Origin of the sequence: Stenotrophomonas maltophilia group sp. msm4 (assembly GCF_032025605.1) — a bacterium.
GTDB lineage: Bacteria > Pseudomonadota > Gammaproteobacteria > Xanthomonadales > Xanthomonadaceae > Stenotrophomonas > Stenotrophomonas sepilia.
This window is the reverse complement of record NZ_JAVSKK010000003.1, coordinates 198,026-209,235: the sequence shown is the minus strand read 5'-3', so window position 1 is coordinate 209,235 and position 11,210 is coordinate 198,026. Positions and strand designations below refer to the sequence as shown.

The window sequence follows — 11,210 nt, the reverse complement described above, 5'->3', positions numbered from 1 at the left end:
TATTCAATGGCCCGCCCATCTCCGGTACGGATTGTTCCGCGCTGCCGGCCGATTGTCCCGGCCTGGCAAGGGTCATGCCGTGCCACAATACTGGACCGTCCAGTCTGCTTATGTTCAGCCGATGGGCCCGATCCTTCGATGTCTAAAAAACGTTAATGGTGCCCATGTCGGCTTCCACCTCCAGTCTGGTGCAGTTATCCAACGTCCGCATCGACCGGAGCGGGCGCACGATCCTGCGCGACGTGTCGCTGCAGGTGCCCAAGGGCAGCATCACGGCCGTGCTGGGCCCGTCCGGCAGTGGCAAGTCGACCCTGCTGGCGGCACTGACCGGCGAACTGCGTCCGGTCGCCGGCGAGGTCACCCTGTTCGGCAAGCCGATCCCGCATGACAGCGGCGCGCTGCTGGAAATGCGCAAGAGCGTGGGTGTTCTGCTGCAGGGCAACGGGCTGCTGACCGATCTGACCGTCGCCGAAAACGTCGCGCTGCCGCTGCGCACGCATACCCGCCTGCCGTCCGCCGTGCTGCGCCGGCTTGTGCAAATGAAGCTGCATGCCGTGGGCCTGCTGGCCGCTGCCGATGCCTGGCCGCGCGAACTGTCCGGCGGCATGGCGCGCCGCGTCGCGCTGGCCCGCGCGCTGGCACTGGATCCGCCACTGATGATCTACGACGAGCCGCTGACCGGGCTGGACCCGATCGCCTCCGGCGTGATCATGAGCCTGATCCAGCGCCTCAACCACAGCCTGGGCCTGACCAGCATCATTGTCAGCCACCACGTGCACGAGACCCTGCCGATCTGCGACCAGGTGATCGCCATCGCCAATGGCGGCATCGTGTTCCAGGGCACGCCCGAGGCGCTGCAGTCCAGCCAGGACCCGTTGCTGCGGCAGTTCCTGCACGGCCAGCCCGATGGCCCCATTCCGTTCGATGCCGCGCCGCGCGCGAGGGTCGCCTGATGCCGTTCGTCCAAGCCACCCGCTCGCTGGGTCGCGCCGGCCTGTTCTCGCTGACCGTGCTGCGTGGTTCGCTGCCGACCCGTGATTTCCTGGCCGAGCTGACCCGCGAGATCTACAAGATCGGCGCGCGCTCGCTGCCGATCATCGCCGTCGGTGGTGCCTTCGTCGGCCTGGTACTGACCCTGCAGGGCTACCGCACGCTGACCACCTTCGGAGCGGCCGACGCGCTGTCGACCCTGCTCGGCCTGTCGCTGTACCGCGAACTGGCGCCGGTGCTGACCGCGCTGCTGTTCATCGGCCGCGCCGGCAGCTCGATCGCCGCCGAACTGGGCCTGATGCGCGCCACCGACCAGATCAAGGCACTGGAGCTGATGGCGATCGACCCGGTGGCCAAAGCCGTCGCGCCGCGCTTCTGGGCGGCGGTGCTGACCGTGCCACTGCTGACCGGCATCTTCTGCTCGCTGGCGATCAGCGCCAGCTACTTCGAAGCGGTGCATGTGCTGGGCCTGGACAATGGCGTGTTCTGGTCGGCACTGCGCAACAGCGTCGATTTCTGGGATGACTTCGGCGTGGCGATGCTGAAGTCGGCGATCTTCGGCGGCACCGCAGCGCTGGTCGCCGCCTATGTTGGTTTCCACGCCGAGCCGACCATCGAGGGCACCTCGGTGGCGACCACCCGTGCGGTGGTCAATGCCTCGCTGCTGGTGCTGATGTTCAACTTCGTGCTGTCGGCAATGTTGTTCACCTAACCCCTCCACCGGTGGTGCGCAGGCGCGCGCGGCCACCACGACTCGATCAGGTAATCCACATGGCCATCCGCGGTCCCAGACTCGAATTCTCTGTCGGCGCATTCCTGCTGCTGGCCCTGGCCTCGCTGATGGTGCTGGCCGCGGCCTCGACCAACCAGCGCTGGAGCTGGGGCAGCCAGGGCTACGAGCTGAAGGCGCGCTTCTCCCAGGTCGGCCAGCTGCGCAAGCAGGCGCCGGTGAAGATCGGCGGCGTCACCGTCGGCCAGGTCGCCTCGATCGACCTGGATCCGGTGAAGTTCGAATCCATCGTGACCCTGCGCATGGACAGCAAGGTCAAGGACCTGCCGGCGGACACCTCGGCGGGCATCTTCACCAGTGGTTTGCTCGGCGAGAGCTATATCGGTCTGCAGCCGGGCGGCGACCCGGACGTGCTGAAGGCCGGTGACGAGATCGTCTTCACCCAGCCGGCGGTGGACCTGATCCAGCTGGTCGGCAAGTACATGTTCAGTGGCGGCGCCGGTGGCGGCGCTGCCCAGAAGCCCAACGATGGCGCGCAGGCGCCTGCAACGGAACCGCAACCATGAAAATGAAACTGATCCCCGCCCTGCTCGCCTCGGCGCTGCTGATGGCCACCCCGTTCCTTGCCCAGGCCCAGGCGGCCGCCCCCGCCGCTGCCGCAGCGCAGGGCCAGGCCGGCAAGGTGGTGATCGATGCCAGCACGCGCATCCTCACCACGCTGCAGCAGCGCCGCAGCGAGTTCAGCAGCAACCCGGCCAGCCTGCGCAGCTACATCGACAGCGAACTGAACCGCACCTTTGACCGCGACTATGCGGCACGCCTGGTGCTGGGCCCGCACGCCCGCGGCGCCTCCGACGCCGACATCAAGCTGTTCGCCGATGCGATGGCCGACAGCCTGATGCAGCGCTACGGTTCGACCCTGCTCAACATCCAGGGCAAGCCGAGCTTCCGCCTGAAGGGTGAAAGCCCGCTGCCGGGCAACCGTGGCGTGCGCGTCAGCACCGAACTGGTGCGCGCCGGCAACGAACCGACCCCGGTCGAGTACTGGATGCGCAACGTGAACGGCCAGTGGAAGATCTTCGACGTCAACATCGAAGGCATTTCCTACGTGCAGACCTTCCGCAACCAGTTCGATACGCCCTTGCGCCAGAAGGGCATCAAGCAGGTGGCCAGCGAACTGCACAGCGGCAGCATGCAGGCCGGGCCGGCGGGCAATGGCAAGTAACGCACTGGCGCTGCTGGAAGGCGACACCCTGCGCCTGCGCGGGGTGCTCGACCGTGCCGCGGTGATTGCACTGTGGCCGCAACTGCAGGCCCTGCCAGCCAAGCTGGCGCGGCTGGAGCTGGGCGAGGTCGAGCGCGTGGACAGCGCCGGCCTGGCCCTGCTGGCCGAACTGGCCTCCCGGGCACGCAAGGCGGGCCATGCGCTGGCCATTTCCGGCGCGCCGGCCGGCTTCAACGAGCTGAGCGCGGCCTACCGGCTGTCGCCCGACCTGGACTTCAACGCTACTTCTGCTGCGAGCTGACATGAACGTCGTACGCACTTTCCCCCTGATCCTCCTGGCCACCGCCCTGACCGCCTGTGCCGGCAAGCCCGCGCGCAGCGATGCACCGGTCGCCAGCACCGTGGTCGCGCCCGGCCCTGCTGCCGAAGCGCCGGCCGCAACGGCCGATACCGGCGTGGTCGGTACTGCTCCGGTCGCTGCCGTGGCCAACCCGGCGACGCCTGCCGCTGCGGCGCCGACAGCTGCGCCGCAGGGCGCAGAGGCCAGCCCACCGATGACCGCAGCATCCTCCGCCGCCAGCGACGATGATTTCGACGCCCTGTACGGTGGTACCGGCAACACCGGCAGTGCGGCCGCCTATGACCCGTGGGAACCGTTCAACCGCAAGGTGCACAAGTTCAACAACGCGGTCGACCGTGGCATCGCCCGCCCGCTGGCCACGGCCTACACCCACGTGGTGCCACGCTTCGCGCGTACCGGCGTCAGCAACTTCTTCAGCAATCTGCGCGCACCGGTGACCATCACCAACCAGCTGCTGCAGGGCCGCGGTGCCGATGCGTGGGACAGCCTCGGCCGCTTCCTGATGAACAGCACGCTGGGCATCGGTGGCCTGTTCGATCCGGCCAGCAAGGCGATGGTGCCGCGTCGCAATGAAGATTTCGGCCAGACCCTGGGTGCCTGGGGCTGGCGTCGTTCGCGCTACGTGGAACTGCCGTTCTTCGGCCCGCGTACCGTGCGCGATGTGTTCGGCCTGGCCGGTGACATCCCGTTGTCGCCGATCCGCCGCATCGAGGAAGACAAGGTCCGCATCGGCCTGCAGGGCCTGCAGCTGGTCGACACCCGCGCACAGCTGCTGGCGATCGATGATCTGCGCGACACCGTCGTGGACGAGTACTCGCTGGTGCGCGATGCGTGGATGCAGCGCCGCAACTACCAGATCGAGAACGACCTGCGCAGCAAGCGCGACCGCGGCCATGACGATGCCAATTCGCCGATCCCCGTGGATGCGATGCCGATGCCGAACTGGAGCAACTGATCGCTGCAACCCGTGCATGAAAAAACCCCGCCTCGGCGGGGTTTTCTTTTCCGGCAGGTGCCAACCCGGATTGGCACGCTTTGCTCAGGCCACCAGCGCGGCCTCGATGGCGTCGCGCAGGCGCACGTCATCGGCCGCCACGTCCGGGGCAAAGCGTGCAATCACCTTGCCATCACGGCCGACCAGGAACTTCTCGAAGTTCCACAGCACCGCCGGTGCCGGATGGATCGGGATCTCCTTGCTGGCCAGGCGCTCGCGCAGCGGGCCTTCGCCGATCGACTGCGGCTGGGCGGCGGTCAGCTGCTGGTACAGCGGGTGGGTGTCATCACCGGCGACACTGATCTTGGAGAACATCGGGAAACTGACGTCGTAGGTGAGCTGGCAGAACTGCTGGATCTCCGCCTCGCTGCCCGGCTCCTGGCCAAGGAAGTTGTTGGCGGGGAAGCCCAGCACTTCCAGGCCCTGCGCATGCTTTTCCGCATACAGCGCCTGCAGGCCTTCGTACTGCGGGGTCAGGCCGCACTTGGAGGCGACGTTGACCAGCAGCAGCACCTTGCCCTGGTAGTCGGCAAGCGAGGACGGCTGGCCGTCGATGGTGGTGAGGGGAATGTCCTGGATCGGGGTGCTCACGCGGGGCTCCGGCTACGGCGGGAATGGCCCACCAGCATAGCGCCGCGCGCGCTGTTGTAGAGCCGAACCCATGCTCGGCTGATGCCATGGCAGCCGAGCATGGGCTCGGCTCTACAGGACATCCTCAATCCACGCAGATCGTACCCTGCGCCTTGCCGTCATCGATACGCTGGCGGCAACCGAAGTTCTGGCTGGCATCACGCTGGCAGGTACCGGACGCCACATCACCGGCCAGTGCCTCGCCTGCGGCCAGGCACTGGCCCGTGCAGTCGCTTTTGCGGCTGCAGGCCTTGCCGGCGTCGGCATAGGGAATCACGCATTGCTCGCGCTGCAGCCGGCCGAGCCGCTGCAGGGTGCCACCGGCGGCCTGGCAGTCGACGTCGCGTGCTTCGCGGTAGGCCTCGACCGCTTCGGGGGTGCTGGAGGCGGCCTGCGTGGTCGTGCCCACGGTCGTTGGCGCGCTGCCGCAGGCGGCGAGCAGCGCGGTCAGGACAAGGCTGGTGAAGCGGGGCAGGCGCATGGCGGTACCTGGTCGAAGCGGACAGGCCGCCAGCATACCCATCGGCGATGCAGGCGGCGTGTCAGCGTGGCTCAGGCCTCGTCGCCCTCGCCGTCACTGCCTTCCTCCTCGGCCACCGCATCACCCTCGGCCAGGTCGCCGAGCAGCGACTGCGCCTGTTCGGACGCCAGCGACTCCACGCCACGCAGGCGGCGTTCGATGGTGCGGGTCTTGCGGCTGGCCTCGCCGATGCTGCGGCCAACGGTAGTGATCTGCTTCTCGGCCTTTTCCAGGATGCCGGCGAACTTCCCGAACTCGCTCTTGACCGCACCCAGCAGGCTCCACACTTCGCTGGATCGCTTTTCAATGGCCAGCGTGCGAAAGCCCATCTGCAGGCTGTTGAGCAACGCAGTGACCGTGGTCGGTCCGGCCACCACCACACGGTGCTCGCGCTGCAGCAGGTCAACCAGGCCCGGGCGCCGGATCACCTCGGCATACAGGCCTTCGGTGGGCAGGAACATCACCGCGAAGTCCGTGGTGTGCGGTGGCACGATGTACTTGTCGCAGATCGACTTGGCCTGCACGCGCACCGCGCGCTCCAGCTGGATGCCCTGCAGGCGCACGCCTTCGGCATCGCCCTGTTCCTGTGCGTCCAGCAGGCGCTCGTAGTCCTCGCGCGGGAACTTGGAGTCGATCGGCAGCCACACCGGCGTGTCGTCGCTACTGCGGCCCGGCAGGCGCACGGCGATATCGACCATCTCGCCACTATCCGGGCGCACCTTCACCGCACGCGCGTACTGCTCCTGGGTGAGCGTCTGCTCGAGGATGTTCTCCAGCTGTACTTCACCCCAGCTGCCACGGTTCTTGACGTTGGTCAGCACGCGCTTGAGGTCGCCCACGCCGGTGGCCAGCTGCTGCATCTCGCCGAGGCCACGCTGCACCTGTTCCAGGCGCTCGGAGACGAGCTTGAAGGAATTGCCCAATCGCGTTTCCAGCGTCGACTGCAGCTTCTCGTCCACGGTGTGGCGCATCTGCTCCAGCTTCTGCGCGTTGTCGTTCTGCAGCGCGCGCAGCTGTTCCTCCAGCGTGGCACGCATCTCGGCGATGCGCTGCTCGTTGCGCTGTGTCAGTTCCTGCAGGCGCAGGCCCAGACTGTCGGTCAGGCGCTGCTGCGACAGCGCGCCCTCCTCGCGGCCCTTGCGTGCATCGTCCACCAGGGTCTGGCGCAGCGCCCCGAGCTGGGTATCGGTGCGCGCAGTGAGCTCCTGCAGCTGCTGGCCAAACGCATGGATGCGTGCCTCCTGCTGCTGGCCGAAGGTCTCCAGTTGGCCGCGCAGTTCCTGCAGCCGCTGCCCCATCAATGCTGCGCCGCGCTGCTGGCTATCGGCCACTTCAGCGCGCGCTTTGCGGGCATCTTCGCCCAGCGCTTCGCGCAGCAGGTCCAGGCGCTGATCGGTGCGGGTGGACAGATCGGTCAACGCGCGGGCGAAGCCATCGAGCTGTTCGCGCAGTTCGCTGCGCCCGGCGCGCGCTTCCTCGCGCACGGCCTGTTCCAGGCGGTCATGCGGCGGGCGGCGCAGCAGGGCGACCAGCTGCAGGATGAGCACGGCCAATAGAAGGCCGGCAATGAGCAGGTATTCGGTTTGCATGGGGCAAGTGTAGGCTGGCCGAGTCTCAGCTGCTGCGTCAGGACCATGCTCGCTCTGTACGGAAAGCCGACCTCCATCAACGTGCGCAAGGTGCTGTGGCTGTGCGCCGGCCTCGACCTGCCACTCCAACACGAGCCAGAACCACCGGCGGACCTGCTGGCCACGTTGAATCCGAACCGGCAGGTGCCGGTCCTGCGCGATGGCGGCTTCGTGCTGTGGGAATCGAACAGCATCTGCCGCTACCTGGCCGTACGTGCTGGCCGTGATGACCTGCTGCCCGGCACGGCGCAGGGCCGCGCCCGGGTCGAGCAGTGGATGGACTGGCAGGCCAGCGACCTCAACAGCGCCTGGCGGCACGTGTTCATGGCGCGCGTGCGGCGGCACCCGGACTACCCGGACGATGCCCGCGCCGAGGCCAGCCTGGCGCAGTGGAACCACTTGATGGGCGTACTCGACACACAATTGGCCGGTGGCCACTGCCACGTGACGGGCAACGCCTTCACCCTGGCCGACATCGTGCTCGGGCTATCGGCCCAGCGCTGGCGCAGCACGCCCGGCAACAAGCCCGTGCTGCCACACCTCTCGGCGTGGTTCGAACGGCTGCGCGAGCAGCCCGGTTTCGCCACCCACGTCGACAACGGCGTGGCCTGAGGGGAAGTGCCGGCCGCTGTTAGCAGGTGTCGACCTGGGTCGACACGGTGGATCCATGCCATTCGTGGATGAATCTCTGTAGAGCCGAGCCCATGCTCGGCTGAGCGGCGTGCGCTGACGGCAGCCGAGCGTGGGCTCGGCTCTACAGGAAAAAACGGCAGCCGAGCGTGGGCTCGGCTCTACAGGAAAAACCGGGCCTTACCAGCCTTCCAGCACGATCTTGCCCTTGGCGCGCTGGCTTTCCAGCAGCGCGTGGGCGCGCCGCAGGTTGGCCGCGTCGATGCGCCCGAAGTGCTCGCCCAGGGTGGTCTGCAGCACGCCCGTGTCGATCAGCTCGGCCACACGGTTCAACAGGTCGTGCTGGCGCTGCATGTCGGCGGTGCGGTACAGCGGCCGGGTGAACATCGACTCCCAATGCAGTGACAGCGCCTTGCGCTTGAGCGCCATCACGTCCACCTGGCCCGGGTCATCGATCAGCCCCAGTTGGCCCTGCGGTGCCAGCAGTTCCACGATCTGCGCGTAGTACTGGTCGGAGTGGGTCAGGCTGGCGACATGCTGCACCTCGCTGATGCCGAGCCGCGCCAGTCCCTCGGCCAGCGGCAGGCTGTGGTCGATCACGTGGTGTGCCCCCATTGCGTACGTCCAGTCCTGGGTATCCGGGCGCGAGGCGGTGCCGATCACGGTCAGCCTGGTCAGCTTCCGTGCCAGCTGCACCAGGATCGAACCGACACCACCGGCAGCACCGATCACCAGCAGGGTCTGGCCTTCGCCACCACCCTCCGGGATGCGCAGGCGGTCGAACAGCAGCTCCCAGGCGGTGATTGCAGTCAGTGGCAACGCTGCGGCGGCGGCATCGTCGAGACTGGCCGGCTTGCGCCCGACGCTGCGCTCATCCACCAGCTGGTACTGCGCATTGCTGCCCGGGCGGTCGATGACGCCGGCGTAGTAGACCGCGTCGCCGGGCTGGAACAGGGTCACCTCGCTGCCCACCGCATCAACAATGCCGACCGCATCCCAGCCCAGCACGCGCGGGCCATCGGTGGCCACGCCGCGGCGGACCTTGGTGTCGACCGGGTTCACCGCCACCGCGCGTACCGCCACCCGCAGGTCACGCGGGCCGGGCTGCGGCAGTTCCAGTTCAATATCGATCAGGGCCTGGGCATCATCGATCGGCAGGCCGGCTTGGGTGTAGGCAATGGCGCGCATGGCAGCGGTCCAGTGGGGAAGGAGGCGACAGGTTGCGCCGCACGCGGTCCCTCGGAAAGGCGCAGAATCGGGCAGCACTTTCACTCTGGCGATGAAGATGATCCGCTTCGACGATCTGCAGCTGTTCGTCCGTACTGCCGCACTGGGCAGCTTCTCGCAGGCGGCCCGCGAAGCCGACCTGCTGCCGGGGCAGGTTGCTGCGGCGGTGGCGCGGCTGGAACGCGAGCTGGACCTGCGCCTGTTCGTGCGCACCACGCGCAGCCTGCGCCTGACCGGCGAGGGGGCGCTGTACCTGCCGTATGCGCAGGAGGTGCTGGCCACCCTGCGCGAGGGCCAGGCGCGCGTGCAGGGCGAAGACACCGAACTGCACGGCACCCTGCAGCTGTCGGCGCCGTCGGACTTCGGTCGAAATCTGCTGCTGCCCTGGCTGAGCGCCTTTCGCGCCGCGCACCCCCGGCTGCGCCTGCACCTGCGCCTGTCCGACGAAGTGGCCGACGTGTTCCGCGACCCGGTCGACGTGGCCATCCGCATCGGCCACTTCGACGACGCCAACTACGTCGCCCTGCCCCTGCTGGAAGGCAATCGGCGCGTACTCGCGGCGTCACCCGACTATCTGCAGCGGCGCGGCACGCCCACCCGCCTGGAAGATCTGCGCGAGCATGATTGCCTGGTCTACCAGCTCAGTGGCCGCGCCTATGATCGCTGGTCGTTCGAGGTCGACGGGCGCCGCAGCGTGATTCCGGTGCGCGGCCCGCTGGTCTGCGATGACGCCGATGTGGTGCGGCGCTGGGCGGTGGCCGGCGAAGGCATCACCTACAAATCCTGGCTGGACCTGCGCGAGGATGTGCTCGCAGGGCGCCTGCAGCTGCTGCTCGACGGCATCGGCAGCCACATACCGTTGCAGCTGGTCTGCCCGCACCGCAAACAGTTCTCGCCGGCGGTGCGGCAGCTGCACGCGCAGCTGCGCCAGCACCTGCAACCTCTGCTGTCTGGCATGCCCGAGGGTCCTGCCGGCCCCCTGTCGCCAGTCCCGGCGCTGGCCGACAATGGCGGCCCCCCGTAAGAGAGAACGCCGCCATGCCGTGGATGGGCATCCAGGACCTTTGGACGTTTCTGGTCGCCGTGCTGGTGTTTCTCGCCCTGCCCGGCCCCGGTACCTTCACCCTGCTGACCGCCACCGGCCGTGGTGGCGTGCGCGGCGGTTACACCGCACTGGCCGGCCTGCTGGTCGGCGACCAGATCCTGATGTGGCTCGCGCTGGCCGGCGTGGCCGCGCTGCTCAAGGCCAACCCGCTGGTGTTCCACGCCGTGCAGTACCTGGGTGCGGCCTACCTGGTGTGGGTCGGCATCAGCCTGCTGCGCACACCGAAACACGAGGGTGGTGACGCCGGCCCGATCCGCATGCAGCCGGGCCGCTACTTCCAGCAGGCGATCCTGGTCAGCCTGCTCAACCCGAAGGCGATCCTGTTTTACATGGCCTTCCTGCCGTTGTTCATCGATCCCAAGGCACACCAGGGCATCGCCACCTTCGCGGCACTGGCCGGGATCATCCTGGTGGTCAGCATCGCCTACTGCTCGATGCTGATCGGTGTGGGCAACCTGGCCCGTCGCCGGTTGATCCAGCACCCGCGGATCAGCGACGCGCTGCGCCGCGTGGCCGGCCTGTTCCTGGTGGGGTTTGGCATCCGGTTGGGGCTGAACGGATGAACGGGCGGCTGCCGCTGCTCGGCCTGGCCCTGCTGTTCGCCGGCACCGCCTCTGGCGCCACCGTACAGGACCATCGTTGCCTGACCGGCGGTCGCAACGGCAGCATCCACCTGGAATGGCGCTGGCTGGAGGACGGACAGTCCGACGTGCGCTACGCCGGCCAGCGCAAGCGCCTGCCCCTGCGCCGGATCTCGATGCAAACCACGGTGCTGGCCGAAGATCGCCCGTACCAGTTTGACAGCGTCTGGGAAGAGCGCATCGATGGCCGCCTCAACGGCCGCTACCTGTTGAGCACCCAGGGCGCGCTGGTGCTGGATCTGCGGTACGAACGCGCCCGCGACGGCCACAGCACGACCTTCCACGACGACCCCGAAGCTTGGCAGGAGGATGGCTGCCATTGGCCGCGATCACCCTGACCCTCGGTTTGCCCTGCCAGCTGGACGATCGTAGGACGAGTTCGATTTGTTGCTCAGATTGTGCTGATTTCGTCATCATTGACGGCGTTCAGCCTCCATCAGCGACGCATCCAACCCGGGTATGACCCCCGTCAGTGGTAATGCTGCGCTGCGTTCGGTCACACTCGGGAACTTGTCGTTTCCAGTCACCC

The 11,210-nt window shown here is 67.7% G+C and carries 13 protein-coding genes and 1 pseudogene; 10 read left to right on the top strand and 4 right to left on the bottom strand.

Annotation, left to right across the window (positions count from 1 at the left end):
- The first annotated feature begins 164 nt into the window (after positions 1–164).
- The 6 genes and pseudogenes from ROV93_RS15265 to ROV93_RS15240 all read left to right on the top strand — a co-directional run bounded on the left by ROV93_RS15265 (position 165) and on the right by ROV93_RS15240 (position 4,261).
- Positions 165–953, top strand: a complete 789-nt coding sequence (locus tag ROV93_RS15265) for an ATP-binding cassette domain-containing protein (protein ID WP_057500772.1) — start codon at positions 165–167, stop codon at positions 951–953.
- The gene (locus ROV93_RS15260; protein WP_005414955.1) at positions 953–1,702 is read left to right on the top strand and encodes an MlaE family lipid ABC transporter permease subunit; all 750 of its coding nucleotides are present in this window, start codon (positions 953–955) and stop codon (positions 1,700–1,702) included. Before ROV93_RS15265 ends, ROV93_RS15260 begins: the two co-directional genes overlap by 1 nt.
- A gap of 59 nt (positions 1,703–1,761) precedes the next feature.
- Positions 1,762–2,226 (top strand): annotated as a pseudogene (gene mlaD, locus ROV93_RS15255) (outer membrane lipid asymmetry maintenance protein MlaD); the annotation flags it as partial.
- A gap of 56 nt (positions 2,227–2,282) precedes the next feature.
- Entirely contained in the window at positions 2,283–2,945 is a 663-nt protein-coding gene (locus ROV93_RS15250; RefSeq protein ID WP_061480753.1) for an ABC transporter substrate-binding protein, read from the top strand.
- Positions 2,935–3,246: an STAS domain-containing protein gene (locus tag ROV93_RS15245; RefSeq protein ID WP_049417176.1), complete on the top strand. Its 312-nt coding sequence runs from the start codon at positions 2,935–2,937 to the stop codon at positions 3,244–3,246. The genes ROV93_RS15250 and ROV93_RS15245 overlap by 11 nt, the downstream gene beginning before the upstream one ends.
- A 1-nt stretch (position 3,247) precedes the next feature.
- Complete coding sequence (locus tag ROV93_RS15240) at positions 3,248–4,261, top strand: VacJ family lipoprotein (RefSeq protein WP_312540339.1); 1,014 nt, start codon at positions 3,248–3,250, stop codon at positions 4,259–4,261.
- An 84-nt stretch (positions 4,262–4,345) separates the two neighbouring features.
- Here ROV93_RS15240 and ROV93_RS15235 read toward each other — a convergent pair whose 3' ends face one another.
- The 3 genes from ROV93_RS15235 to rmuC form a co-directional block, all read right to left on the bottom strand.
- Positions 4,346–4,891, bottom strand: coding sequence for a glutathione peroxidase (locus ROV93_RS15235; protein ID WP_072168758.1), 546 nt, complete (start codon positions 4,889–4,891; stop codon positions 4,346–4,348).
- A gap of 124 nt (positions 4,892–5,015) precedes the next feature.
- Positions 5,016–5,411, bottom strand: a complete 396-nt coding sequence (locus ROV93_RS15230) for a hypothetical protein (protein WP_072168759.1) — start codon at positions 5,409–5,411, stop codon at positions 5,016–5,018.
- A gap of 71 nt (positions 5,412–5,482) precedes the next feature.
- A complete protein-coding gene (gene rmuC / locus ROV93_RS15225; RefSeq protein WP_072168760.1) occupies positions 5,483–7,039 on the bottom strand; it encodes a DNA recombination protein RmuC in 1,557 nt (518 codons plus the stop codon).
- A 45-nt stretch (positions 7,040–7,084) separates the two neighbouring features.
- Here rmuC and ROV93_RS15220 point away from each other — a divergent pair, with 45 nt between their 5' ends.
- Positions 7,085–7,690 carry a glutathione S-transferase N-terminal domain-containing protein gene (locus tag ROV93_RS15220; protein ID WP_072168761.1) on the top strand — a complete coding sequence of 202 codons (606 nt, stop codon included), beginning with the start codon at positions 7,085–7,087 and terminating at the stop codon, positions 7,688–7,690.
- Between the two features lie 198 nt (positions 7,691–7,888).
- Here ROV93_RS15220 and ROV93_RS15215 read toward each other — a convergent pair whose 3' ends face one another.
- The gene (locus ROV93_RS15215) at positions 7,889–8,896 is read right to left on the bottom strand and encodes a zinc-binding alcohol dehydrogenase family protein (RefSeq protein ID WP_065186609.1); all 1,008 of its coding nucleotides are present in this window, start codon (positions 8,894–8,896) and stop codon (positions 7,889–7,891) included.
- A gap of 91 nt (positions 8,897–8,987) precedes the next feature.
- On the opposite strand from ROV93_RS15215, the gene ROV93_RS15210 reads away from it, so the two are divergent.
- Genes ROV93_RS15210 through ROV93_RS15200 form a run of 3 tightly spaced genes read left to right on the top strand, consistent with a single transcriptional unit; the run spans position 8,988 to position 11,019 of the window.
- Positions 8,988–9,959 carry a LysR family transcriptional regulator gene (locus tag ROV93_RS15210; RefSeq protein ID WP_080376955.1) on the top strand — a complete coding sequence of 324 codons (972 nt, stop codon included), beginning with the start codon at positions 8,988–8,990 and terminating at the stop codon, positions 9,957–9,959.
- A 14-nt stretch (positions 9,960–9,973) separates the two neighbouring features.
- Positions 9,974–10,603: a leucine efflux protein LeuE gene (leuE, locus tag ROV93_RS15205; RefSeq protein ID WP_005411716.1), complete on the top strand. Its 630-nt coding sequence runs from the start codon at positions 9,974–9,976 to the stop codon at positions 10,601–10,603.
- The gene (locus tag ROV93_RS15200; RefSeq protein WP_065197166.1) at positions 10,600–11,019 is read left to right on the top strand and encodes a hypothetical protein; all 420 of its coding nucleotides are present in this window, start codon (positions 10,600–10,602) and stop codon (positions 11,017–11,019) included. Before leuE ends, ROV93_RS15200 begins: the two co-directional genes overlap by 4 nt.
- The last annotated feature ends 191 nt before the right edge of the window (positions 11,020–11,210 follow it).

Bases quoted from the DNA above. Each gene is read 5' to 3' on its own strand.
- ROV93_RS15265 (WP_057500772.1), top strand. From the start codon at position 165: ATGTCGGCTTCCACCTCCAGTCTGGTGCAGTTATCCAACGTCCGCATC.
- ROV93_RS15260 (WP_005414955.1), top strand. From the start codon at position 953: ATGCCGTTCGTCCAAGCCACCCGCTCGCTGGGTCGCGCCGGCCTGTTC.
- ROV93_RS15250 (WP_061480753.1), top strand. From the start codon at position 2,283: ATGAAAATGAAACTGATCCCCGCCCTGCTCGCCTCGGCGCTGCTGATG.
- ROV93_RS15245 (WP_049417176.1), top strand. From the start codon at position 2,935: ATGGCAAGTAACGCACTGGCGCTGCTGGAAGGCGACACCCTGCGCCTG.
- ROV93_RS15240 (WP_312540339.1), top strand. From the start codon at position 3,248: ATGAACGTCGTACGCACTTTCCCCCTGATCCTCCTGGCCACCGCCCTG.
- ROV93_RS15230 (WP_072168759.1), bottom strand. From the start codon at position 5,411: ATGCGCCTGCCCCGCTTCACCAGCCTTGTCCTGACCGCGCTGCTCGCC.
- rmuC (WP_072168760.1), bottom strand. From the start codon at position 7,039: ATGCAAACCGAATACCTGCTCATTGCCGGCCTTCTATTGGCCGTGCTC.
- ROV93_RS15220 (WP_072168761.1), top strand. From the start codon at position 7,085: ATGCTCGCTCTGTACGGAAAGCCGACCTCCATCAACGTGCGCAAGGTG.
- ROV93_RS15215 (WP_065186609.1), bottom strand. From the start codon at position 8,896: ATGCGCGCCATTGCCTACACCCAAGCCGGCCTGCCGATCGATGATGCC.
- ROV93_RS15210 (WP_080376955.1), top strand. From the start codon at position 8,988: ATGAAGATGATCCGCTTCGACGATCTGCAGCTGTTCGTCCGTACTGCC.
- leuE (WP_005411716.1), top strand. From the start codon at position 9,974: ATGCCGTGGATGGGCATCCAGGACCTTTGGACGTTTCTGGTCGCCGTG.
- ROV93_RS15200 (WP_065197166.1), top strand. From the start codon at position 10,600: ATGAACGGGCGGCTGCCGCTGCTCGGCCTGGCCCTGCTGTTCGCCGGC.